Source organism: Tunicatimonas pelagia, from assembly GCF_030506325.1.
In the GTDB taxonomy this organism is placed as follows: domain Bacteria; phylum Bacteroidota; class Bacteroidia; order Cytophagales; family Cyclobacteriaceae; genus Tunicatimonas; species Tunicatimonas pelagia.
In genome coordinates this window covers 2,216,250-2,241,381 of the sequence record NZ_CP120683.1, presented here as the reverse complement: position 1 = coordinate 2,241,381, position 25,132 = coordinate 2,216,250, and the positions used below count along the sequence as shown (strand labels likewise).

Genomic DNA, 25,132 nt, shown 5'->3' with positions numbered 1-25,132 from the left:
GGGCCCTCCTTTTCTTTTTATAGAGGTTGGGCAATTACTTTTTTCGGCCCATGTGCTTAATCTTTATTAGTTCGGCTTTGTTTAGGTAACGCCACTTTCCTCGAGATAGATCTTTCTTAGTTAGCCCAGCATACATTACCCGGTCAAGACGAATAACTTCGTAACCCAGATGTTCAAAAATACGGCGTACAATCCGGTTGCGGCCAATGTGAAGAGATATCCCCAAACTAGTTCGCTCCGGACCAACTAACCCAATCTCATCCACTGGTGCAGCTCCATCTTCTAGCATTACCCCGTTCTCAATTTTGATAAAATCTTCGTCAGTAATTGGTTTATCAATATCTACCTGGTACAGCTTCTGTATCTCATACGAAGGGTGAGTAAGCCGCTCGGCTAATTCTCCATCGTTAGTGAGTAGCAGTAGACCCGTAGTATTGCGATCTAGGCGTCCTACCGGGTAAATCCGTTCTTCGGCCGCATTGGCTACTAGCTGCATCACCGTTTTGCGCTCCTGAGGATCGTCTGTAGTAGTAATAAAATCTTTAGGTTTGTTCAGAAGCACGTAAACCAGTTTTTCGGGATTGAGTATTTTCCCCTGATACTGTACTTTATCAGTACGCTTTACTTTAGTGCCTAATTCAGTAACAATTTTACCGTTTACCTTAATTTGGCCTTCTTCTATCAATTTATCGGCCTCCCGGCGCGAGCATACTCCGGCATTAGCAATGTAGCGATTGAGGCGAATAAGATCAGAAGGAGGTGCCGAGTCTGCTTTGGCCTGTTTTACTAGCTTGTTATTTCTTTTCTTCATAAGAATATGAAAGTAGCCTTAAACAAGCAGGTTTCATAATGTAATGAATGTTTTGATCCTTTAGAATTGAGGGCATTTTTTAGTAGATGCTCTTTATACCATAGCTGCTACGCAGTTTTACGCCATTCTCTGGAGAAGAACAGCAGTAAATATATAATTGTACACAAAACTATTTAGAATGTTAGATGATAAGAATATTCCTTTGTACTATAGATGCTTATTTTGGTAGTCAGGTGATCTATTTATCAGAATATGGAACTGGTAAATATACCAATCATCCATGTTAATATACTGTTTTTCAGATAGATAGGGTTTGTTTTTATCAAAGCTTACCTAGTAGGTTTATTATATCAAATAGTAGAGCAGTTAGAGAGAGTAAACATAAATTTGTCGCTACAAAACGGTCAAATAATAGTAAACTCTCATCACATATGAAATCTACTTTACTAATTTTCTTCATTGGCCTCATACTGGCATTAACAAGTGTTGACAGACTACAGGCACAAAGTGAAAGTGATGTTGACCTCTTCGAGCTATCATTAGAAGAATTGTTGAACGTGACCGTGACCAGTGCTTCTAAATCAGAAGAAAAAGTGTTTGATGCTCCTTCAGTGATCACGACAATATCGGCGCAAGATATCGAAGATTTCGGTGGTAATTCTTTATATGAAATTCTAGAGCGTGCCCCTGGCTTCTACGGTTTAGCATCATTTGTTTTCAGACGAGCTTCACTGGGTTTGCGGGGAGACCTACCTTCACACATCAGTCCTAATATTTTATTCCTTATCGACGGTCGTCCTTTCCGGGAGAGTGTGTTCGGAGGCAACAATATAGGTATTCTCACCACCTTCCCAGTACAGTCGATCAAACAAATAGAAGTGATACGCGGACCAGGTTCAGTATTGTATGGCTCCAATGCCTACACCGGAGTAGTGAATATCATTACCAAAGATACGGCCGAGCCTTACCTGAATATGCAGGCTGGTTACGGAACATTTAATACTACAAATGTGCAGGTGAGTGGCGGAACTGTTATAGGAGAAGACCTGAAGATCAATGCCGGGCTTACCTATCATCAGTCAGAGGGTTGGCTGTTTTCAGATTCTACCCGTATTGCGGGGCCCAGAAGGTTGGCCGGTACTAACTCTTTCGGGGAAGAAATTGTTAGTGCTTACCTTAAGCTCAATTATAAAGACCTACAGGTTACAGGATTTCATGGTACCAACAATTTTGATAATGTTGCGCTGGTTAATTCAGCCGCCGAAGTATACGAAAGTCAGCGAACGTTCTTAGATGTAGGTTATAGTAAATCGATTGTAGAGGATGTATACGAACTTAGTGCTAATGTTACTTACAATCGGTTAGATGATGCGTATGACAATGGTCTGCAAAACGCTACGTCACCCCGTTTGCCGGAAGTTAACGACGTAGTGTTTGAGCTGACTAATTTTATAAATATTGCTGAGAAAGTAGATATAGTGCTTGGTGGTTCGGCTTACTTATTGGCGGGCGAATTAGCCGTTAATGACACTTTTAACTCTATTGAACCCTATCAAACCAATTGGTACCACGGTTACCTTCAGGCTAACTACCAGCCTACCGAATGGCTAAATCTAGTTGTTGGCGGACAGATTAATAAAGTTGCTGATATTGATGTAAACTTTGTGCCTCGTTTAGCAGCTATTGGTTCATTTTCGTCGGGCTTAGGGGCCAAAATTATGTACGGGGCAGCATTTCGCGCTCCTTATGCTCTTGAAACCAGCATAGTGTCGCCGCCTTCACTGGCGGGTAATCCGGATTTAGTACCACAAACTATCAATACTTTTGAGGGGCAGCTATTTTATGCCGGATCTAGAGGAAGGGTAGCCGCCACGTACTTTCGCAGTAATCAGCAGGACCTTATTACCAGAATACCCAACCCAGATCCCAGGTTTGCCTTGATATATACCAACGCTAACACACTTAGCTCCCAGGGCTTTGAATTAGAAGGCCGTTACGTATTTAGCAAAAGTTTTTACATGGATGGTTCGTACGCTTACAGCACTTCGGAGGATGGCGACGGCAATGAGAACGTCTTTAGGTTACCTAATCACATGCTCAAAATTGGAGGGCACGTCAATATCAGAGATATAGTTGGCTTAAGCGTCTTTAATGCTTATTATTCTAAACCATACGACAAGCCAGACTTTCAAGACACCGAAGAAAGCCAGTTAAGTGCCTTTAGCTGGCTCACGGCTCGGGTGGACATTAGGTTGAATAATGTGTTTGGTTTTGATGGCCCTAAAACGGGCATCATACTAGACGGAATCAACTTACTTAATGAAACAGTATACAATCCTGAAATTCTGTTTGCTAACTATAATGCCGTCCAAAATCAACCAACTCGTGCATTTAATGTATCAGCTTATGTTAGATTTTAGAATGATGAGTACTTGGCACCGCCATCGGCTAAACTAAGTAGTTTGAAAAGGAAGGTCTATCTCAAATCTGGATAGGCTTTTTTACGTTAACAGACTGTAAGGGATGTGGGCTTTCTGCTGTTTATGACTTTTTGTAAAAAATTAGCGAAAGTTTCTGGCAATACCCTACATCCTGAGTACCTACGTGAAAATAGTCGCTTCTTATTTTTTTCTAAATTTGTTTAAACACAATTTCAAATACTACCAACCGCGAACATGAACAATTATCGTATTGAAAAAGACACAATGGGCGAGGTACAAGTACCTGCCGACAAGTACTGGGGAGCGCAGACACAACGCTCTCGGGAAAATTTTAAAATCGGTGGCCTTGCCACGCAAATGCCGCTAGAGGTTATCCACGCCTTTGCCATTTTAAAGAAGGCAGCGGCGCAAACGAACACGGCTCTAGGAATAATGGATCAAGAAAAAGCCGACATGATTTCTCAGGTGTGCGATGAAATACGGTCGGGCGAACTAGACGATCAGTTTCCGTTAGTGGTGTGGCAGACCGGGTCAGGCACGCAAAGTAACATGAATGTGAACGAGGTAGTTGCTAATCGGGCTCACGTATTAGCCGGGGGAGCACTAGCTGACGAAAAGAAGAAAATTCATCCGAATGATGATGTGAATAAGTCGCAATCATCCAACGATACCTTTCCAACGGCTATGCATATTGCAGCCTATACGATGATTGTAGAACAAACCTTACCTAAGGTAGAAAAACTACGAAATACGCTAGATGAAAAGGTGCAAGCCTTCGGAGATATTGTAAAAATTGGGCGAACCCACTTCATGGATGCTACTCCGCTAAAGCTAGGACACGAGTTTAGCGGCTATGTTGCCCAATTGGATCACGCAATCGCTGCGATAAAAAATACATTCGCGCATTTAGCAGAATTAGCGCTAGGTGGAACCGCAGTAGGAACGGGACTGAACACTCCGCAGGGATACGCCGAAACGGTGGCTGAGAAGATAGCGGAATATAGTGGTCATCCGTTCGTAACGGCTAAAAATAAATTTGAAGCGTTAGCTGCTCACGATGCTATTGTGGAAACGTCAGGAGCATTGAAGCAACTGGCGGTGAGCTTAATGAAGATTGGCAATGATATTCGGATGCTGGCCTCAGGGCCACGTTGTGGAATAGGAGAGATTCTGATCCCGGCCAATGAACCCGGTTCGTCAATTATGCCGGGTAAGGTGAACCCTACCCAGTGCGAAGCACTAACGATGGTTTGTGCTCAGGTGATTGGCAACGATACGGCGATTAGCGTGGGAGGCATGAATGGGCAGTTTGAACTGAATGTATTCAAACCCATGATGATTTATAATTTGCTTACCTCCGCCCGGCTGTTGGGAGATGCTTGTGAGTCGTTTAATGATAATTGTGCAGTAGGGATTGAGCCTAACCAAGAAGTAATTAACGCTAATTTGAATAATTCGCTCATGTTGGTGACAGCATTGAACCCGCACATTGGCTACGAAAATGCAGCTAAAATTGCGAAGAAAGCCTATGCTGATGGCACTACTTTGCGAGAGGCAGCAGTAGAACTGGAGTTACTCACCGATGAACAATTTGATGAGTGGGTAGTCCCCGAAAATATGGTAGGAAGCTTAAAGTAATGAATAATGATTAACGACTAATGATTAAAATATATCTCTGCTCATCAATCATTATTCATTAGTCATCAATCATTCATTTTCGGTGGACTGTAGACCGTGGACTAAAACTAATTTTCAATTAAACCATACCAGTGATGAAGTATGTATGCATAGTGGCCCTCTTTCTGGTAAGCCTTACGGTAGTGCCCGAAGTAGTTATGGCTCAGAAGTTATCTAAAAAGGAGCGTAAGCGTCTGAAGAAAGAACAGAAGAAGCGTTTAAAGGAGCTCAAAAAAATGGATCCGGCTGCCTTTCGGGAGCAGCAAGATAAAACCAAAGAGTTAGCGGCTAAAGCTAGTGAACTGGAAAGTGAGCTTACCTCCGCCAAAAATGAGCTTTCTCAGAAAGATGCTGAAGTGAAACAAGTAAAAGATCAAGTACGCCGACTACAAGACGAGCTACAGCAGGCAAAAGCTGAGGCTAATGCTGCCCAAGAGAATGTACCGGTAGTGGCTACCAATGGAGACGCTGAGTATAATCAGGGATTAGTATTTCGAGTACAGATTGGGGCGTATCAAAATCAGGATTTATCCAATTACGACACTAGCGAAAACTTTACCGAAGAAACCGCCGGTAATGGTGTTCAACAGTATACGCTGGGTAATTTTCGAGACTACTGGGAAGCCGATAAATTCAAGAAGTACTTGCGAGCAATGGGCGTAAAAGATGCCTGGATTGTTCCTTATCGCGATGGCGGGCGAGTGCCGATTAAAGACGTACTCGAAGATTTACGAAGCAATAACCCTTCTAGCGCGGCTTCAGTCAACTAGCAAAAGGTAAATAGCATAAGTATGATAGAAGCGTGCATAATCAGGCTAACCTGAATGTACGCTTTTCTTTTTATAATATTCCCCCCACTTTTTCATTATACCTACAGTTCGTAGCCATCCAAAAGTTAAGATGGTGCACTATCAGATTGATTTTATAGTTACTTTTACCAAATAATATAACCGACTTATGAATTCATTTATTAGTAAGATACACTATTCGTTCCTAGTAATAGCAGTTACCCTCACTGCCTGTACCGATGATGATGAAGATGCTGACCGTCGCGATATGCTCATCGGCACCTGGGAAATTCAGTCGGGTGAATTGGTAGATTACCGAGTAAGGATTAATGGTATTAATGGAGAGATAGGCCGAGACAATGTTCAAACTGTTGCACTTCTCATTCCCGAAGTGGCCGAGTTAGATCAAGACCTGGAGGATGCAGCCAATGTGGTATTTCCTGCCGGAACTACGGTTAGCTTTGCTGATAACAACGATTATACGTTTGCTAGCCCAGATGGGACTGATAGCGGAACCTGGTCGCTTAGCGATAATGAAGAAACAATCAGTTTAGATGTTGCGAATGAGTTGGGACTCAATCAGCTAAATATGGTTATAGAATCACTAACTAACCAGCAAATTTCCCTACTATTCTCTATTAATCGTGCTGATGTTAACCTACAGGCCTTGGGGGTTGACGAACTACCTAATGATATAGAAGATTTTACTATTGAGTATCGGTTCCAGTTTATTAAGCAGTAATAGTAGAATATTATGCGAAAGAAGTGGGTGTTGCAGGAAATACCAGACCAGCAGACTATTGAGAAGCTCACTACTGATATTCGTGTGCCGGCTACACTAGCTACCCTACTGGCTCAGCGAGGAGTGAGTTCGTACGACCAGGCCAAAGACTTTTTTCGGCCGGATCTAGACCAGTTACACGATCCGTTCCTGATGAAAGATATGGATCATGCTGTACGTCGGCTAGTATTGGCCATGCACCGAGAGGAGAAGATTTTAGTGTACGGCGACTACGATGTAGATGGCACCTGTTCGGTAGCATTGGTATATTATTTTCTTCGCGAAATTTACGATAAAGTAGATTATTATATTCCTGACCGTTACCAAGAAGGGTACGGCGTATCGGAGCGCGGTATTCAACGAGCGGTGGAGAATGAGGTAGCCCTACTTATTACGCTTGATTGTGGTATTCGGGCGGTTAAGTTAATTAACAAAGCCCGTAAGCAGAATATTGACTGTATTGTTTGCGACCATCACCGTCCGGGTAATGAGCTGCCTCCGGCCCACGCTATTTTAAATCCTAAACAAGCAGGGTGTAAGTATCCTTACAAAGAGCTGTGTGGCTGCGGAGTAGGCTTTAAGTTGTTACAAGGATTTTGCCAGCAGACTGAACAATCGTTGGAGCCATTGTACCGTTTGCTAGATTTTGTAGCCATTGCCATTGGGGCGGATATTGTACCAATTACGGGCGAGAACCGCCTGTTGGCCTACGGCGGAATTCAGGAAATCAACCAACGACCTCGCCCAGCCTGGCAAGCATTGATACAAGTAGCCGGAATAAAACCACCATTAACTATTGAAAAGGTTGTCTTTGGTTTTGCTCCGCGTATCAACGCGGCCGGACGCATTGGTCACGCCGATGCTGCTTTGCGACTAATGTTGGAACAAGATGAGGAAAAAGCCTTTCAGTACGCCGATGCGTTGCATCAGAAGAATGCCGAACGTCGCCACTTCGATAGTAGTATTACCGATCAGGCACTGAGTATGATTAAAGCCGACCAGCAGTTGAAGGAGGCGCGGAGCACGGTCTTGTTTAATCAAGACTGGCACAAAGGAGTAGTCGGCATAGTGGCCTCGCGCTGTATCGAGAAGCATTATCGTCCTACCATTATTCTTACCGAATCGAACGGAAAAGCTACTGGCTCGGCTCGTTCGGTAGAAGGGTTTGATGTACATGATGCAATTGCTGCCTGCGCTGATTTGCTAGAGCAGTTTGGTGGTCATGCCAGTGCAGCAGGGCTAACGTTGAAGGTAGAAAATGTATCAAAATTTCGGGAGCGGTTTGAGCAGGCTGTTGCCGAGCGCATTACCGAAGAGCAAAGGGTGCCGCAGGTTCCGGTAGATATGATGATTTCGCTTACGGAGGTGACTCCCAAATTGTATAATATTATTCGGCAGATGGCTCCCTTTGGCCCCGGCAATATGCGTCCGGTGTTTGTCAGTGAAAATCTGCATATTGCCAACCAAGCTCGTTTATTACGAGAGCAACACCTGAAGCTTGAGGTTTGCCAAAACGGTTGCGCCCCGCTAAATGCCATTGGCTTCCGGATGCCCCATTTGTATGATCTTGTGCAGAAGAATCAGCCATTCAAAATGGCGTATTCCGTAACTGAGAATCATTACAATGGCAAAACTACCTTACAACTGGAAATAAAAGATCTTCAGTTAATGGATGAGCAGTAGTTCATTTACCATGATAGTTAATTGTACTTCTGGTGAATGAAAGAAGAATTTATTTTTCTTTTCAGCGGTTTATCTATAAGTTAGACATCAAATTAGCATTGCCCTCAACAGTTTTGTTCCCCACCTCATTCTTACCCCTGATGTAAGAACTGACTAAGTTTTCGCGAGAGATTACCGAGAAGCTGGCCCTTGTAGGAGCAAATATTGAGGTTAATAATAATTAAACGCCCTCTAATTATACTACCATGAAAAAAATTGTAAAGGCTCTAAGCCGCCAGGAACGAGTACACGGAAGAGTGATCTCAGGTGGTAGCCAGATCTACGAAAATGATGAAGGTCAGGTATTAATTGACGAGATTAAGTACGGATTTTTCGAGAAGAAAAATGGAGCTAGTGCACCAAGTACTGGTCAGTTACATCTCTCTTACGATGCATTTGCTAAGCTCAGAAAAATACTTTTGAACTAAGCAGCTTTCTCTAGCAGATTATTTGGTGAACACCGCACTATCGTAGCGTTCTACCTGGGCACCCAGGTTTTGCAGCCGCTGGTGAATGTTTTGGTAGCCCCGATCAATCTGCTCAATATTATAGATCAGGCTTTCTCCTTCGGCCGAAAGGGCAGCAATTAGTAGAGAAACTCCGGCGCGAATATCGGGCGAAGTCATTGACAACCCCCGCAACGACTGGGAACGGTCTAAACCAATAACGGTAGCGCGGTGCGGGTCGCAAAGAATGATCTGCGCTCCCATATCAATGAGTTTATCCACAAAAAACAAACGGCTCTCAAACATCTTCTGATGAATAAGCACCGTACCCTTAGCTTGAGTAGCCACCACCAAAATAATACTCAGCAAATCGGGAGTCAGTCCGGGCCAGGGGGCATCGGCAATAGTCATGATGGAGCCATCAATGAACGTGTCTATTTCGTAGTGCTCGTTATCGTAGACGTGAATATCATTGCCATTCACATCAAAATTGATTCCCAGCTTGCGGAAGGTAGCGGGAATAACTCCCAGTTGATGAACTCCGGCTCCTTTAATGGTGATGTCTGAGCCAGTCATGGCGGCTAAACCAATGAAGCTTCCCACCTCAATCATGTCGGGTAGCATAGTATGCTCCGTACCCTTCAGTGAAGAAACGCCCTCAATTCTAAGCAAGTTAGAGCCTACGCCTGAAATCTTAGCTCCCATGCGGTTTAGCATTTCGCAGAGCTGCTGCAAGTAGGGTTCGCAAGCAGCATTGTAGATGGTTGTTTCGCCCTCGGCCATGCTAGCGGCCATTACAATATTAGCCGTGCCGGTTACGCTGGCCTCATCCAACAGCATGTAGGTGCCTTTCAGATTCGAGGCATCAATAGTGTAGTAACTATCTTGGGTATCGTAGTTGAATTTGGCTCCTAGCTTCTCGAAGCCCAAAAAGTGCGTATCCAAACGACGGCGACCAATTTTATCACCTCCGGGTTTAGGTAGCGAGGCTTCGCCAAAGCGAGCGAGTAGAGGACCCATCACCATAATGGAGCCGCGTAATGAAGCGGCTTGCTGTTTATATTCGGGAGTATTCAGATAGTTAATATCTACGTTTTTAGCCGTAAAGCGGTACGATTCCTCATCCAGCTTCTCTACTTCTACTCCCATTGAACCTAGCAGTTCAATCAGCTTATTAACATCGCGGATGTTGGGTACTTTGTGGATGGTAACCGGCTCAGGGGTGAGTAGCACCGCGCATAATATCTGCAAAGATTCATTCTTTGCCCCCTGCGGAATAATTTCGCCCTTCAGAGCGTGTCCGCCTTCAATTTTGAAAAATGCCATTTGCTATCGTTTTCGCCGATGATTATTTCGTCGGCCCTTATTATTATTGTTGTTATTGTTATTTCGGGTTTTGGGCTGGTTTATCTCGAACAGGCCTTTCTCTTTTACTTCTTCTTCGGAAATACTCAGCTTACCCCTCGACATCTTTTTCATATCGCGAAGAATAATTTCGTCGTCTATATTTTCCCGGTTCCAGGTGCCATAAAATGTTTTCATCAGCTTACCCAAGTAGATAGTTGCTGCTTTTTTTTCTTCGGCATCTTCTAGCTCTCCGGCCTGCTGAACCAGTTTTTCCAAGTTTTTTCCGTAGTGGCGGTAGCGAACCGGCTCGGTGCTATAGGGAACTCGGTCGGGTTTTTTGGTGAGTATATCCACTTCGGGCGATGGATAAGGCGCATCTACATCTAGAGTAAAGTTGGTCATGATGAACAAGTCATCCCACAGTTTCTGCGTAGTCTCATTATTTTCTTTCACGCTAGGGTTTAGCTGACGCATTAACTCAATCAGCGTGTAGGCATAGCGGGTTCGCTCTTCACCATCTTCTATGGTGGATAGATAATTGGCGAGTTTTTGTACGTTGCGGCCGTATTCTTTCAAAATAATATCGGTCCGGCTGGAATTGTATTCTAACATAGGAATTAATTGACAATGAATAGTTGAAAGTTAGGTAGCTTTTCGGTATCAGCACTCCGAATCGTATGAGTTACGCGAACTCAAATTGGTAGCAAAATTTAGAATGTTACTAGTACAGATTGTCAAGCAATTTTGAAGAAATGACAAGATAAATCTGAATATAAATAATAGATTACCGATGCTAAAGCAGTTATTCGGTTAGATGTGCGCTGCTAAGATAACGAAGAAAACGGATTTTTATGTAAAAATTGCTGAATGATATCCTATCTACTCTTCGTGAATCTTCAGTTTGGCAAAACTAAGTAATAATGTTTTTTCGCCAAAATCATCAAAAATAACTTTAGCCTTTCGGTTGGCACCTTGATGATCGATATTATCTACCCGGCCAAATCCGAACTTAGGGTGCTCTACTTTCATGCCCGATGTGAGCTGACTAGTATCGCTAGGGGCAAAGTCAGGTGAGGCTTTGTAATTACTTTTCTGTTGGGTAGATGTTCTTTGCCGATCGCGCTGAATGCTGTTGAGCAGTACGCGGGCGTGCTTGGTGTCCCCTACGGGCGAGCGAGAACCCAACTCTTTGTTTACCATCATGTAGGCCGGATCAATCTCTTCTAAAAAGCGACTGGGTTCGCAGTTTTTCAACCGACCGAAGCGATAGCGGGTGAGGGCGTAGGATAGCGTTAGCTTTTTCATGGATCGGGTAATGGCCACGTAAAACAGGCGCCGTTCTTCTTCCAGGTCCTGCCGACTGGCCAGCATCATCTGCGAAGGAAACAAGTCTTCTTCCATCCCCACCACATATACGTAAGGAAACTCTAAGCCCTTAGCCATGTGGATGGTCATCAGCGTTACTTTATCCGGATCATCATCTTTGTCCTGATCGGAAGACGTGAGTAGGGCTACCTCCTGTAGAAAGGCGTTCAAACTTTTGTCTTCCACTTCAGGGTCATCCACAAACTCCTTAATGGCGTTCAGTAATTCCTGTACGTTCTCGTAGCGGCTTAAGCCTTCTACCGTCTTATCTTCGTACAACTCTCGCAGCAGTCCCGAACCCTTGGCGATATGGGAAGCAGCATCGAAAGCATCTTTTCGGGCTACTTCTAACCGAAAGCCCTTAACCATATCGGTAAATTGGGTTAAAGCGTTGCCCAGCCGACCGGGAAAAAATTCACCCGATTGTTGCAGTACATCCCAGATGTTGTAACCGTTTTCGTAGGCCGTTACAATCACTTTATCCACCGACGTGGAGCCAATGCCTCGCTTGGGTAGGTTCACAATGCGTCGGAAGGCTTGCTCATCATTAGAGTTGATGGCGTAGCGCATGTAGGCGATTAGGTCTTTAATTTCTTTGCGCTGGTAGAACGAAAGTCCGCCTACTACTTTATACTTGATATTTCGTTTGCGGAGGGCTTCTTCCATTGCCCGCGACTGGCTGTTGGTGCGGTACAGAATCACAAAATCGCGGTAGCGGGCATTCTCATTGCTCTTTGTCTCGAAAATAGAATAGGCTACGAGTCGTCCTTCCTCCTGATCGGAAGTAGCTTTAATCACCTCTACTAAGTCGCCGGTATCGTTAGCTGTCCAGATGTGCTTCTTGAGCTGGGCTTTGTTGCGGGCAATGACTGAGTTAGCCGCGTTGATAATGTTTTGGGTAGAACGGTAGTTTTGTTCCAGCTTAAATACTTGAGCCTCAGAAAAGTCTTTCTGAAAATTGAGAATGTTCTGAATATCCGCTCCTCGAAAAGCGTAGATGCTCTGGGCATCATCTCCCACCACCGAAATATTACGACGAACCGCGGCTAGCTTCTTGGTAATCAAATACTGGGAAACGTTGGTATCCTGAAACTCATCTACTAGTACGTAGCGAAAGCGCTGTTGATACTTGTTTAGCACATCCAGATGCTCGCGAAACAGCACGTTGGTATTAAAGAGCAGGTCGTCAAAGTCCATCGCATCCGACTTAAAGCAACGCTCCACGTACAGCCGGTAGAGCTTCGCCATTTGGGGTTTAGCCGCCGCCTCATCTTCCGCCCGAATAGAAGGATTGTCCTGATAAGCCCGCCAAGAAACTAAACGATTCTTAGCACTGGAAATTCGGTTAAACACCACGTTCGGTTTATACACCTTATCATCCAGTCCTACTTCTTTAAGAATATTTTTGATGAGGGTTTTAGAGTCGTCGGTATCGTAAATCGTAAAGTTGCTGTGGTAACCTAACTTGCTTGCTTCGGCTCGCAAAATACGGGCAAATACGGAGTGAAAGGTGCCCATCCAGAGGTTGCGGGCTTCCGTGCCTACCACGCGCTCAATGCGGTCGCGCATTTCTTTAGCCGCTTTATTAGTGAAGGTTAGCGACAGAATACTGAACGGATCTATCCCTTTCTTTTGAATCAGATAGGCAATGCGGTAAGTAAGTACGCGAGTCTTTCCCGAGCCGGCCCCGGCAATAATGAGGCTCGGCCCTTCGGTATTAATGACCGCCTCGCGTTGCGGTTCGTTCAAACTGTCTAAATAATCCATACACGGTCAGGCTTAGCTACGCAAGGTACAATAAAAAATGGAGACCGGAAACCGGAAAACGAAGACCGAAGCGCAGATTTTGAACGTTAGTAGTAGACAAGAAAATTCGCCAGAATGATAGAATATTGGCTAAAATATCTGTACTATCACCCTAGACATATTAACCTGTCGTGAATGTATACTAAACCGAGTTTTCTGACTTTGTTATTTATCTGTTTACTGCTTTCCTGTAATCAGAATGCGGAAAAAAAGCCATTAGATAACGCAATGGGAGATTCTTCAAGTGCTGATTCAACCGCAGCGGAGAACCGAGCTAAGAAGGAAGAAATGGCTGAGACTGATGAAGCGAATTATTTAGAGGATACCGTTTTCATGAGAATTAATCGGGATACTGTCAAACGCTCTGAACTCGATCAGCCTATTATGCTAACCATTACCAATAATCAGTACGAAGAAATTATGACGGGTGAACGTTACACCATTGAGAAGCTAGAGAGCCAGGAGTGGCGCAAAGTCCCTGGCGATAGATTTTTTAACGATCTAGGCTATATTTTTAAAAAAGGCTCATCTATCGACTTTGATATTCATCTACCAATAGACGGTTATCGTTACGAACCCGGAAAGTACCGAATTAGGAAAGGTTATTCGGTGAAAATTAGAGAGTACGAATACGACGAATATGAACTCTACTCTGAGATAATGATTAATGAGTGATTGCTTTATGTCCATTAATCATTTGTCATCATTCATCAATCATTTCCTGAGGGTTGGTATTTTTTAGAAATATTTCTAAATTTGCAGTCCTTTTAAACTAAAGAAAATTTTTTTCTGTTTCCTAGGGCAAACAGAGATAAATACATTAAGATAATTATGGCAAATCACCAGTCAGCACTTAAGCGAATTCGTTCTAGCGAAACCCGGCGGCTTCGTAACCGCTACCAGTTAAAAACTACTCGAACCTTTATTAAGCGGTTAGAAAACACAACCGATAAGGCTGAAGCTGAAAAGCTGTACAAAGAAGTAGCCGGAATGATTGACAAGTTGGCTAAGAAAAATATTATTCATAAAAACAAAGCGGCGCATCGGAAGTCGCACTTGGCGAAGTACGTAAACCAATTATCGTAAAAAAGTACATACATCATATAGATGAGCCTTATGCTTAGCAAGCGTAAGGCTTTTTTATTTTCTTCGTCTCACTATGAAAGAAACTCATTTGCGAGAGCGAGGAATATTAAGCTGGGCCGAAGAAGACCGTCCCCGAGAAAAACTGTTGCTGAAGGGCCGAGCGGCTTTGTCGGACGCAGAGCTAATTGCCATTTTGATTGGTTCGGGCACCCGCGATAAGAGTGCGGTAGACGTAGCAAAAATTATTCTGCACAGCGTTAATCACAATCTGCACGAACTGGCTAAACTATCGGTAGCCGATTTAAAGAAATTTCCCGGTATTGGTGAGGCCAAAGCCATTAGCATTGTAAGTGCGTTGGAATTGGGAAGAAGACGTAAGGGCAGCGAACCGGTGAAGCGGGAAAAAATTCTAAGCTCGGAAGATGCCTACCGCATTATGCAGCCTTATCTGCTCGATCAGCCCGTAGAGCAATTCTGGATTATTTTGCTCAACCGCGCCAATATGGTCATTAACACCCACTGCATCAGTCAAGGCGGAGTGAGCGGTACCGTAGCCGACCCCAAAACGATTTTCAAAGAGGCACTGGAGAAACTAGCCAGTTCTATTGTGCTAGTGCATAATCATCCGTCGGGTAATCTAAAACCCAGCGAAGCGGATATTCATCTTACCCGCAAACTCAAGGAAGCGGGGAAGCATCTGGATTTACCCGTGCTGGACCACATTATTTTTACTGACCAGAGTTATCTAAGCTTTGCTGATGAAGGGATTTTGTAAAATGTTCTGATTTCTCTAAGTTAGGAAGCATATTTTGCTCTCTAATGAAAAAACAACTACAGTTTCCCCTACGAATTAGTAGCCGTCACTTACTTACGTTTAAAATTTTTGCCTGCGCCGGAGTCGCTCTGATCGTATTGGCTGTAACTTGGCTTTTCCTTACTGATCCGCCTGAAAATCTATTGGATGCGATTACATTCATTGGTGGTTGGATACCGCTTATTGTTATTTTGATTCTCGCGCTTGTCAGATTCAAACGCTACCGTAATGTCATTTGGAACGATGACCACCTGTTAGTGAAAGATAAATACGATATTATCATTCCGCTCAGCGAGGTACGAAAAGTAGAATTGAAAACGCTGAACGGCGTACACCAAGTACATTTACTAGAAGAACATCCGTATTTAGGTGATTCTTTCTATTTTTTAGGGTCACTGAATTACTTTTTTCGGCACAAGAAAATAGATCTTACTACTCAAGCACTGAATGAACGCATTGCTCAAGCAAAACAGGAAGCGGCTTAGCAGGAAATTACAAACGTTCCTTCAAGAAAGCTAACGTTTTATCGTACGCATCCCGAGCAGCATCTTCGTCGTAGCGGGAGCCACTGGGGTTGGCAAAGCCGTGATCGGCCTCGTACATGTGGACGGTAATCTTTTTATCGGCTTCTTTCATCTTCTGCTCAAACTCTTCTACTACCTGCGGGGTGATATAGCCGTCGTACTCCGCAAAAATACCAAGTACATCAGTCTCAATCTCTTTAATCTGCGCCATATCCTGTACGGGCATGCCGTAATACATCACGCAGCCAATAGCTTGCTCATTGGCTAAAATGGTAGACTGCAACGACCAGCCACCGCCAAAGCACCAACCGATGGTAGCAATTTCGGCATTTTCCCCTGCGTGCCCGATCGCTCCGTTAATAATTGCGTTGGCTCGATCGGTAGATACCGATTGCATATATTTTTGGGCTAATTCCCGAGTGGTAGCCACTTTCCCGTCGTAGATGTCTAGTGCCATCACGTGGACGTTATCTAAGTCTTTATGCAGCTTGTCGGCTTCTCGCTTAATGTGGCTGTTGAGTCCCCACCATTCATGTATGACCAACAAATATTGATTAGATTCTTCTTTGGCTTCCAAATAATAGGCAGTTCCTTGCTGCCCGTCGGGCGTAGCAAACGTGATTTCTTCGCCCCGCGCATTTTCGTGAGTATACTTCACCAAATCATGCTTTCCCCGAAAGGTAGGATCATCGGCTAAGGAAGCAAACAGTTCGGTATTTTCGGCATCAGACGAACCACAAACGGTGATACCTTCTTGGGCCCAAACGGTTTGAGTGAATAAGATAGTTAGCAAGAAAAATGAGAAGTACTTCATCAGAATGATTAGAATGTGTAGAACAAACCTACGCCGTAGTTAGGATTGGCCAGTATTCGCCGTCCAAATGCAGCAAACCCAGCATTAACGATAACTCCGAAATTATCACGAATGTTGTAAGCAACTTCGGGGGTAATCGCTAGAAACTCTAAGTTATTAGCAAAAATACTGTTTCCTCCCCCATCTTCAGTATCTCCGTTCATAAACGATTCTACTCCATAAAATCGTAGTTGGGTAATCCAGCGGTCGTTCCAGGAGCGACCAATCTCGAGTCCGTAGCGAAATTCATCGGAGAAATCCCTAGTACGATTATTAAATCCGACCAGAGCCGTAGCGTAGAAATTCCCGAGGGCACGACTCGCTTCTAATGTAAGAAGTTGATTAAACTCACCATCGCCAGTTTGCAAAAGCCCGGTTTCCCCACCCTCAGTTTCGCCTAAAGGTAAACCTAAGGTGAGACCTACCGCTAGCACCACCGGACCGTTTTGTAACAGCCCGTACTTGAGGCCAATATCGGTATCCCCGATGCTATTCACCACGTCACCGGGATCAGACGGACGCCCCGAAGTGTATTCTACTTCATTTAGCGTGCTACGCACGAAAAAGGGAACGTAAAGGGTGCCGGTCAGTCGACTGGTAAATCCGTATTCTAAATAGGCACTGGTGGTATAAAGGCTAACAGTGGTAATATCTACTATTTCACCGTCAGGCTGATAAAACTGATTAGCAATAATAAAATTCTGCCCTAGCTTAAAGTATCCCGATTTGAGAGGTTGCGTCCAACCCCCTCCAGCCAAAACTACCGATGGAAGGATAAACACGCTAATGAGTAAGAGTATGCGAATGGATTTCATAGTTATTACGCGTCTAAATCGGCCAGACCAAAAGTGATTCGGAAGGGTTTACAAAGAATGATGATATAGCGGTACGTATCCAGTTCAATATTTTCGTTGATGTCACTAATATTGAAGGTCTGGGCTCCGCTCAGATTATCGGAAATATCAGCAATCTCCACTCCTTGCACAGCGACGGTATCGCCTGCGGTGCTGTTAGCCAAGTACAAAAAAGTACCCGCTGCAAATTCGGTTTCAAAATCCTCGCTGGTCGTGAGAATAAGTTCGCCATCTTCGTTCAGACTGAGAGTCCCCATTCCTTTGGCATCGTAACTACCAACCCCTTGAAAAGTACCCATGCGAGCGGTTGCCCCAACGATTACTGAGAAGGGTGTGCTTTCAACCTCATCTATTCGAGCCACTATTTCCGCCGATCCGTTCCCGACAGCCGTTAACAGTCCGGCATCATCTACAGTCACCACACTTTCGTCGGTGCTTTGCCAGCGAAACATTTGATCGGACATAAGTTCGCCCGACACGTTTCTGGCCATTGCTGCTAGTTGCAGTGTTTCTCCCACTTCCAGACTCGTTCGTTCGGCCGTCACTGATATTTGGGCTACCTCTTCTTGGTTAGCTACCACCGTGAGCAGCCAGGGTTCGCTGGTGGAGTTGCCTACGGTGGCAGTAATGCGGGTTTGCCCGGCAGCAATTGCCTCTACGGCACCCTGCGGACCTACCGAAGCTACATCCGGATTGGAGCTGATCCAGGTAAACGATTCCGTCGGAATGGTTTCGCCACCCGTAGTCTGACGTTCGGCAGCCAGCGTTAGTGTTTCACCTACCAGTAGCGAATTCTGTGCGGGGGGTTGGATGATTACCGGAAAAATGTCATTAGCATCGTCTACTACATCGGTACCAATGCACCGAACAAGTAGAGCAGCCAGTAAAAGCCAGCTAAAGATATGACGTGTTTTGACCATTTTCCATTCTTTCTGGTAAAGTACGAGAGCAGCTTTTTCAAAGAAGGTCAAGCAGCGGACAAAAGCCGATAGGAAGCAGAAAAGATATACTAGATTTCTATTGGATAGATTTAAGCACCTCAATAATCTCTTGGGGTTCGGCTCGGTGGCGGTATTCGGCATCCAGAAAAGCGTACCGAATTATTCCCTGTTTATCGATTACGTAGGTAGCGGCCAGCGGGAGTTCATCGCTATCGTTTCCGTTATACTCCGCTAAGCTGAAGTTCTTCTTGTACAATTCGCTTACTTCGGGCGTGAGTTTAAAGACTAAGCCGTACTTTCGGACAACCTCATTAGCTTGGTCAGTAAGCACTTCAAATTCCAACTCGTTTTTCTCCTGAGTGCTCAGCGATTTATCGGGTAATTCGGGAGTAAGGGCTAATAAATTGGCTCCTTTAGCTTTGAATTCGGGTAATGCTTGCTGCAATGCCCGCAAGGTAATATTACAGTAAGGACACCAGCCACCTCGGTACCAAGTTAGTACTACTGGCCCTTCTTGCAAGTACTCTTTCAGGCTCATCGACTGTCCCCGGGCGTTAGGTAAGGTAAAGTCGACAGCGGTGTCGCCTTCCTGTCGGGCCTGCTGCAATATGCCGCTATTAACTACTAAATCTATTGAGTGTATAACAAAAAGGGTGTAACTCAGGCAGCTTTTTGGTAAAGAGCTTGTTGTTCGTGTTTGACTACTGTTTGTAGGTAGTTGTCCCAATCGCCGTTCTTTCTGACGGCTCGTAGGTTGAGCATATTCTGCGCACCTTGTTTTCCCCAATGCATGCCGTTTCTCTCCATACGGCTCTTTACAAAATGTCCACAGGCACTTTCCACCGCTCCGGTGGTGATAGGAAATCCTAGCTGTAGATAGGTTTTGTAATCTACCATATGCTGATGGTTGGTCAGGTAGGTGATGGCTCGTTGGACAGTGTCACGCTTGTATTGAGACAAGGTAGCCTGTTGCAAGATAACTTGCCATTGCTGTCGTACCTCATCATGCTGGCTGTCTAGTAACAAGGCGGCTTGGCTTCTCACCCAAGCAAAACGATTGGGATGCTTCTCCCCCCAATGAGCGTTAGCCACCTTCCAAACGTACTCTAGCAAGTGAATAAAATCCAGTACGTAGGCCTCTACCCGATGGGTAACTTTCTTTTCTTCTACCACTTGCCGAACTGCTTTTTCTAAGGCTCGGTCACCGTCTATCAAAACGATGATCGGCTTTTTTGCACTAGCATCGCGCCGAAGTAGGTTTTCCACCCCGTAGCGGATGGCCCCTACCTTGTCTGAGAGAAAGGCTCGTAGATGCTTGTGCTCGTGCCAGGTATGCCCTCCATCGGGCTTCTGCGGCTCATGGGTAGGGCAAAACAAGCTCTCTAAGAGTTCTTGAGCCTGCCGGGGCCGCGGGGTAAACGAACTGCTCAGGCTTACTGTGGCTTCTTTTTTGACCCCCTTCTTCTGTCCTTTGCTCAGACGAACCGCCGTACTTTCCTCAGCTCGCTGAGTTTCGCTGCGACGAATGGGCACCCCCTTACCGTCAAAGCCTACGCTCAAATGAGTACCATCTTCTATGTTTTCCCAGGCTTGTTGCTCATAAAAGTCTTTTACTTGCTCGCAAAGCCTGTAACTACACCGTTGGCTTTGCATACCCCTTAGGGGATGACCTAAGATGCGCTCCAACTGCTCAGCACTTTGGGCAAAGTCCATCTCGGTGGCCCCATACCCTAACCAATCATCCAATACGTAAGAATAGTTGCTCTTGGGTAAGCCCAACGCTTCGTCCAGCCGGTAATAGCTCTTACCAGTGGTTGAGTAATACTTGGGGCGGGCAATGGATAACGGGCCAAAAATGCTTCGGTAAGGCCGACTACGCAGCCCGGTGTTCTTCATCTTTTCCCCTGCACGATCAACGGGAACCCCCTGAACAGCGACTACCTGTTGTATACTCAAAATGTAGTATTCTAACAGTTGAAAACCTAACTGCAATAAACTGGTAAACAAAGACCGCTCTACCTGATGAATTCTCATTCCTTCTTTACTTCGGGCATCCATTTGGGCTATTATCTGATCTAAGTGTTGTCTTATCTGGTTGATTTTTGCTTCCTTTACTTCCATAGCGAGTTTTTTTGATGGTGGTTGAAGACCTCAAAATTAAGGGAATCTCTGCATTCCCACTCGCTTTTCCTCTGCACCCAATTCGTTATACACTCAAATCTATTCCGCGCTGGTAAGCCTTTTTCGTCGTTTCCGGTGCTTTGTGGTTAAAGTCGGCCTGCCGAGCATCTAATTCGTTTTGTAGTAACATGATATCAGTTGAGAGTTGGTAATGGATAACTGAAGATGGTAAGTCAGAATCTTACTCAGATAGTTTTAAGGTAGTAGCTTGACTTTCGGAAAAGTGCCGTTAGGAATTTTGGCGGAGGCGAGCGAGCAGTTTGTTAAGCACTTTGACTTCTGGCTCAGTCAAATTTTGCATAGTCTCATCCAAACGCCAGTCTTGCTAACTGACCTTCTTGAAGAGGTAATGACATTTACATAGAAATTAAAGGTTGAACATCAGTTTTGTCAAGGATGGGTGGTTCTTAATTATTGACACGATGTTTAAACTTCAATGTTGTAACATCTATGTCTCTTTGCGGACACTCCGAAGATTTTGTATTAATAAAAACCTTATTCTGATAATTATTTACTCCGGGGTTCGTGAAGACACGAACCTTAGAAGTTTATCGGAATATCCTCTAAAATAAACCGGGTTTACTCCGCTATGAACTTCCAATGTGATAAATCTTTATTCATCAGCTTTTCCAGCTCATTGATTTCTAATTCCAGCATATGCAGAATCAGTTGTTGCTGCCTAAGATTAAGCTTAGGTTTCTTATGAAAGGCTCGGTCGGAGTTATCAGTCATTCGCTCCCAAATCAGCGGTAAAAACTTACGAACGGCCCTGAAGGCCAAACTTGGATTATCCCATTTATGGTGCTTCTTGCGCCGTTTGGCAGTAGTGTTGGCTTTAACCCCTTGATAATCACCAAATCCATCAGGATCTATTTGTAAGAAATCAGCAACATCGCTTAATGCGGAGCTACGACTTTGGTTAAAGTCGTCAAAGTCAATGAGCAATACATTCTCCCGGCCAAACTTTCGGATGTAGGGTATGATCTGCGTGTAGTAACGGGAGGTGTCAACGTAAAACCGGTTCTTAATAATCGCTTCCGATAAGCTAAAGTCAGTATATCCGCGTTCGTACAGGTGCATATACGCTGATACAATGCGTTGCACCGGATTCCTAACCATATAAATAAACTTTAAAGCAGGATTGTAGGCGTACAAATCATCCCAAATAGTAAGATTTTTTATCGGGTAAAAAGTATAGGTAGTAGAAGCCTCAAAGTACAGCGTATCTTCAGCAATACTAAATAGCTGATGATAGGCTGCTAAATTATTCCGCCAGTCTGGGGTAGTACAGAAAAACTGGGGCTCTTTTTTCCGGCTTCCTTGCAAAGCCGGATGAGCATTGAGTACTAAAAACAAACTACTGGTAGCCGACTTTTGGGCTCCCAATATCATAAAGTCTACTTTCATTTTATCAGTGACCATTAAGTAAGGTTTATGATTAACTTTGCTTTATTTACTTCTCACTACTGCAAAACGCATTCGCGAATTTTTATATTTTTGCTATTACTTTTTTTATGAAGAATACTCAATTCTCAGATTGGACTTTAGAGGTAACTCCCCGCACCCGGTGGCTAGATATTAACCTACGAGAGATATGGCGGTACCGCGATTTGCTCACCTTGTTTATCAAACGAGATATTGTGGTTACTTACAAACAGACCGTATTAGGGCCGCTATGGTTCTTCATTCAGCCCATACTCACTACGCTGATGTTTACGATTGTCTTCGGAAACATCGCCAAAATTTCTACCGCTGGGGTTCCTCCGCTTCTGTTCTACCTGTCGGCCATCATTGCCTGGAACTACTTCGCCGAATGCCTAAAAACTACCTCGGATGCCTTTAAGAAAAACGAAGATATATTCGGAAAGGTCTACTTCCCCCGAATCATTATGCCCCTGGCAATTGTAACCGCTAACTTAGTAAAGTTCGGAATCCAATTTTTATTGTTTTTGGGTTTTTGGCTGTTCTTCTTCTTCAAGGGAACCGATTTATATATTCGTCCTGAGGTGCTGGCACTCCCCATCCTTATTCTAATGGTTGCCGGATTAGGATTAGGGTTCGGCATGATTATATCTTCTTTAACGACTAAATACCGCGACCTGAATTTTTTGATTCAGTTTGGCGTGCAACTGGCGATGTACGCCACTCCGGTTATTTATCCACTAGAAACTGCTCCTGAAGCCTACCGTACCCTAATTTTGGCCAATCCGATGACGGCAATTATAGAAGCCTTCCGTCATATATTTTTAGGGGCTGGTTCATTTAGTCTGATGAATTTGTCTTATAGTCTGGCAAGCATGTTGCTCATTCTCTTTTTAGGCTTAATCGTTTTTCAGCGGACGGAGAAAACATTTATGGATACGGTATGAGCAAACCGGCGATTCAAATACAGCACATGAGTAAGCAGTATCGGCTTGGGGTAGTGGGTACCGGAACGCTATCGCATGATCTGAACCGCTGGTGGCATCGGGTACGGGGCAAAGACGACCCCTACCTTAAAGTAGGCGAGGAGAATAATCAGGAGGTAAGCGGAGATAGTGAGTACGTTTGGGCCTTGCGTGATATTAACTTGGAGGTACAAAAGGGGGAAATTGTCGGCATTATTGGCAGTAATGGTGCCGGTAAATCAACCTTACTGAAAATACTTTCGCGAGTGACCGCGCCTAGTGAGGGCGTATTTCGCGCTCGGGGTCGTATTGCTAGTTTGCTAGAAGTGGGCACTGGGTTCCATAAAGAATTAACTGGGCGGGAGAATATTTTCCTCAACGGAGCAATCCTCGGCATGACCAAAGCCGAAGTGCGGGCAAAGCTGGATGAGATTGTAACCTTTTCGGGTGTAGAACGCTACGTAGATACCCCAGTGAAACGCTACTCTTCGGGAATGAAAGTACGACTGGCTTTTGCCGTAGCTGCCCACTTGGAGCCGGAAATACTGATTGTGGATGAGGTACTAGCCGTAGGCGATGCCGCGTTTCAGAAGAAAGCCATCGGTAAGATGCAGGAGGTAAGTGCTGGTGGTAAACGGACTGTTCTTTTTGTCAGTCACAACATGGGAGCGGTCTCCCGACTGTGTACTCGCGGGGTGGTGCTCAAGCACGGGAAGACTATTTACGATGGCAGCACCAGCGAAGCCATCCGTACCTACGCCAATATCAACGCCCAAATGTCTGATCGTTTCATCGGCGATCGTACCGACCGGCAGGGGCTAGGAGATTACCAATTTGACGAGGTGCAGATAGAAAATGAAGCGGGGCATATAATTAATGAGGTAGCTACCGGCTCTCGAGTAAGAATTCACACCCGTATTGTGCCACGTAAAAATGTCGGTAGCAAGCAGGTCTATGCGGCAGTCTGCTTTCGCGATCAGTTTGGTACCCGGCTGTTTACGCTGTCCACGTCTTTGTTTGGCAAGCGAGTAATGCTGGATGGCGAAACGCTGCTAACCTTTGAAATTAAGCGAATGCCTCTTTCCGAAGGTGATTATGCGGTGGAGCTGTATATGGCCGAAGGGCGGGGCGATACGCTGGTGCAGGACCAGCTCATGAACGCGTTTCAGCTATCCGTATTCGGAAACGACTTCTTCCGGTCGGGTGATCCGCAGCCTCGGGGATTGGATCAGTTTTACGTAGATTTCAATCTCTATCAGAATAGTAATGTTCCAGTAATTAGCACGTAGTATGCGAAAGATTAGATTTGGGGTAGTAGGATGTGGACACATTGGCCGAAGGCACATTGCAGTAATTGAGGCAGAATCTCAAGCTGAGATGGTAGCCATTTGTGATGTAGATCAGCAGGTTTTGCAAAAGCTATCCGCCGACTATCCGCAAGTAATTAGCTATACAAACTACGAACGGATGCTGGCGGAGGCCGCTATCGATATTATTTGTATTTGCACTCCGCATGGTTTGCATTCCATTATGAGTATCCAGGCGGCCTACGCCAAAAAGCATATTCTGGTAGAAAAACCTATGGCGTTGACTTGCCTTGAGAGCGAACGCATGATTCAGGCCGCTGAAGAAAATGGGGTGAGCTTATACGTAGTGAAGCAAAACCGCTATAATGCCCCTATCCTCCTAACGAAGCGGACGCTAGACGAAGGACGGCTAGGGAGGGTTTTTATGGTACAGTGCAACGTGATGTGGAATCGACACGATGCGTACTATGAGCAGTCGCCTTGGCGGGGCAAAAAGCACTTGGAAGGAGGGGCACTGCAAACGCAGGTAAGCCATTTCCTGGATTTGCTGGTATGGTGGTTCGGAAATATTCAAGAAGCTAAAACCATTATCGATACGCTCAATCACGACATTGAGATTGAAGATTGTGGGGTTTCGGCACTTCGTTTTGAAAGCGGAACCATTGGGTCGCTGCTATGGACTACCTGCGTGTATAATGTAAACTACGAGGGTAGCATCACGATAATTGGAGAAAAGGGTACTATCAAAATTGGCGGGAAATATCTCAACAAAATTGAGTTTTGGGATGTGATGTCGTACCCTATGCCCGAGGATATTGATTTTGATGATGCCCCCAATCAGTACGGAACCTACCAAGGCTCCAGTTCCAATCACGACAAGCTGATTCATAGCTTGGCGGAGCAAATTATTGATAGCCGGAAAGGAGTGGTGGAAGGTGACGAGGGATTAAAAACCATCCAGGCGATTGAGAAAATTTACGGTCAGGCAGAAGCGAAGTAGC

Annotated in this window: 23 protein-coding genes; 13 read left to right on the top strand and 10 right to left on the bottom strand. The window is 44.8% G+C overall.

All coding sequences use genetic code 11. The annotated features are described in order from the left end of the window. Nucleotides 1-34 precede the first annotated feature (34 nt). Complete coding sequence (locus P0M28_RS09395; RefSeq protein WP_302209597.1) at nt 35-811, bottom strand: pseudouridine synthase; 777 nt, start codon at nt 809-811, stop codon at nt 35-37. Nucleotides 812-1,242: 431 nt separating this feature from the next. On the opposite strand from P0M28_RS09395, the gene P0M28_RS09390 reads away from it, so the two are divergent. The 6 genes from P0M28_RS09390 (at nt 1,243) to P0M28_RS09365 (ending at nt 8,648) form a co-directional block, all read left to right on the top strand. Then, complete coding sequence (locus P0M28_RS09390) at nt 1,243-3,231, top strand: TonB-dependent receptor plug domain-containing protein (protein WP_302209596.1); 1,989 nt, start codon at nt 1,243-1,245, stop codon at nt 3,229-3,231. A gap of 255 nt (nt 3,232-3,486) precedes the next feature. Next, nucleotides 3,487-4,890 (top strand): class II fumarate hydratase, encoded by a 1,404-nt coding sequence (gene fumC, locus P0M28_RS09385; RefSeq protein WP_302209595.1) that lies wholly within the window; start codon nt 3,487-3,489, stop codon nt 4,888-4,890. A gap of 134 nt (nt 4,891-5,024) precedes the next feature. Further along, a complete protein-coding gene (locus P0M28_RS09380) occupies nt 5,025-5,699 on the top strand; it encodes a coiled-coil domain-containing protein (RefSeq protein WP_302209594.1) in 675 nt (224 codons plus the stop codon). A 187-nt stretch (nt 5,700-5,886) separates the two neighbouring features. Beyond that, a complete protein-coding gene (locus P0M28_RS09375; RefSeq protein ID WP_302209592.1) occupies nt 5,887-6,459 on the top strand; it encodes a hypothetical protein in 573 nt (190 codons plus the stop codon). Nucleotides 6,460-6,471: 12 nt separating this feature from the next. Then, on the top strand, nt 6,472-8,181 hold the full coding sequence (gene recJ, locus P0M28_RS09370) for a single-stranded-DNA-specific exonuclease RecJ (protein WP_302209591.1): 1,710 nt from the start codon (nt 6,472-6,474) through the stop codon (nt 8,179-8,181). Nucleotides 8,182-8,426: 245 nt separating this feature from the next. After that, nucleotides 8,427-8,648: a hypothetical protein gene (locus P0M28_RS09365; RefSeq protein WP_302209590.1), complete on the top strand. Its 222-nt coding sequence runs from the start codon at nt 8,427-8,429 to the stop codon at nt 8,646-8,648. An 18-nt stretch (nt 8,649-8,666) separates the two neighbouring features. On the opposite strand, the gene murA is transcribed toward P0M28_RS09365, so the two are convergent. The 3 genes from murA to P0M28_RS09350 all read right to left on the bottom strand — a co-directional run bounded on the left by murA (nt 8,667) and on the right by P0M28_RS09350 (nt 13,145). Next, nucleotides 8,667-9,992 (bottom strand): UDP-N-acetylglucosamine 1-carboxyvinyltransferase, encoded by a 1,326-nt coding sequence (gene murA, locus P0M28_RS09360; protein WP_302209589.1) that lies wholly within the window; start codon nt 9,990-9,992, stop codon nt 8,667-8,669. A 3-nt stretch (nt 9,993-9,995) separates the two neighbouring features. Further along, a complete protein-coding gene (locus P0M28_RS09355) occupies nt 9,996-10,625 on the bottom strand; it encodes a DUF4290 domain-containing protein (RefSeq protein WP_302209588.1) in 630 nt (209 codons plus the stop codon). A 267-nt stretch (nt 10,626-10,892) separates the two neighbouring features. Continuing rightward, on the bottom strand, nt 10,893-13,145 hold the full coding sequence (locus tag P0M28_RS09350; RefSeq protein WP_302209586.1) for an ATP-dependent helicase: 2,253 nt from the start codon (nt 13,143-13,145) through the stop codon (nt 10,893-10,895). 174 nt (nt 13,146-13,319) lie between these two features. Between P0M28_RS09350 and P0M28_RS09345 the strand changes: the two genes are divergently transcribed. The 4 genes from P0M28_RS09345 to P0M28_RS09330 all read left to right on the top strand — a co-directional run bounded on the left by P0M28_RS09345 (nt 13,320) and on the right by P0M28_RS09330 (nt 15,569). Next, nucleotides 13,320-13,859 (top strand): immunoglobulin-like domain-containing protein, encoded by a 540-nt coding sequence (locus tag P0M28_RS09345; RefSeq protein WP_302209584.1) that lies wholly within the window; start codon nt 13,320-13,322, stop codon nt 13,857-13,859. Between the two features lie 156 nt (nt 13,860-14,015). Next, entirely contained in the window at nt 14,016-14,270 is a 255-nt protein-coding gene (gene rpsT, locus P0M28_RS09340) for a 30S ribosomal protein S20 (protein WP_302209583.1), read from the top strand. Nucleotides 14,271-14,343: 73 nt separating this feature from the next. Continuing rightward, the gene (gene radC, locus P0M28_RS09335; RefSeq protein WP_302209582.1) at nt 14,344-15,045 is read left to right on the top strand and encodes a RadC family protein; all 702 of its coding nucleotides are present in this window, start codon (nt 14,344-14,346) and stop codon (nt 15,043-15,045) included. 44 nt (nt 15,046-15,089) lie between these two features. Then, nucleotides 15,090-15,569: a hypothetical protein gene (locus P0M28_RS09330; RefSeq protein ID WP_302209581.1), complete on the top strand. Its 480-nt coding sequence runs from the start codon at nt 15,090-15,092 to the stop codon at nt 15,567-15,569. Between the two features lie 7 nt (nt 15,570-15,576). Here the strand turns inward: P0M28_RS09330 and P0M28_RS09325 are convergent, their stop codons facing one another. The 6 genes from P0M28_RS09325 to P0M28_RS09300 all read right to left on the bottom strand — a co-directional run bounded on the left by P0M28_RS09325 (nt 15,577) and on the right by P0M28_RS09300 (nt 21,859). Beyond that, nucleotides 15,577-16,422 (bottom strand): dienelactone hydrolase family protein, encoded by an 846-nt coding sequence (locus tag P0M28_RS09325; RefSeq protein WP_302209579.1) that lies wholly within the window; start codon nt 16,420-16,422, stop codon nt 15,577-15,579. 8 nt (nt 16,423-16,430) lie between these two features. After that, on the bottom strand, nt 16,431-17,276 hold the full coding sequence (locus P0M28_RS09320; RefSeq protein WP_302209577.1) for a transporter: 846 nt from the start codon (nt 17,274-17,276) through the stop codon (nt 16,431-16,433). A gap of 5 nt (nt 17,277-17,281) precedes the next feature. Then, entirely contained in the window at nt 17,282-18,235 is a 954-nt protein-coding gene (locus tag P0M28_RS09315) for an Ig-like domain-containing protein (RefSeq protein ID WP_302209576.1), read from the bottom strand. A 97-nt stretch (nt 18,236-18,332) separates the two neighbouring features. Beyond that, entirely contained in the window at nt 18,333-18,863 is a 531-nt protein-coding gene (locus P0M28_RS09310; protein WP_302209575.1) for a peroxiredoxin-like family protein, read from the bottom strand. A 53-nt stretch (nt 18,864-18,916) separates the two neighbouring features. Continuing rightward, nucleotides 18,917-20,377 carry an ISKra4 family transposase gene (locus P0M28_RS09305; RefSeq protein WP_302204760.1) on the bottom strand — a complete coding sequence of 487 codons (1,461 nt, stop codon included), beginning with the start codon at nt 20,375-20,377 and terminating at the stop codon, nt 18,917-18,919. A 639-nt stretch (nt 20,378-21,016) separates the two neighbouring features. Then, nucleotides 21,017-21,859, bottom strand: coding sequence for a sulfotransferase (locus P0M28_RS09300; protein WP_302209574.1), 843 nt, complete (start codon nt 21,857-21,859; stop codon nt 21,017-21,019). Between the two features lie 92 nt (nt 21,860-21,951). On the opposite strand from P0M28_RS09300, the gene P0M28_RS09295 reads away from it, so the two are divergent. Genes P0M28_RS09295 through P0M28_RS09285 form a run of 3 tightly spaced genes read left to right on the top strand, consistent with a single transcriptional unit; the run spans nt 21,952 to nt 25,131 of the window. Further along, nucleotides 21,952-22,806, top strand: a complete 855-nt coding sequence (locus tag P0M28_RS09295; RefSeq protein ID WP_302209573.1) for an ABC transporter permease — start codon at nt 21,952-21,954, stop codon at nt 22,804-22,806. A 26-nt stretch (nt 22,807-22,832) separates the two neighbouring features. Continuing rightward, nucleotides 22,833-24,113, top strand: a complete 1,281-nt coding sequence (locus P0M28_RS09290; protein WP_302209572.1) for an ABC transporter ATP-binding protein — start codon at nt 22,833-22,835, stop codon at nt 24,111-24,113. Nucleotide 24,114: 1 nt separating this feature from the next. After that, a complete protein-coding gene (locus tag P0M28_RS09285) occupies nt 24,115-25,131 on the top strand; it encodes a Gfo/Idh/MocA family protein (protein ID WP_302209571.1) in 1,017 nt (338 codons plus the stop codon). Nucleotide 25,132: the final 1 nt, after the last annotated feature.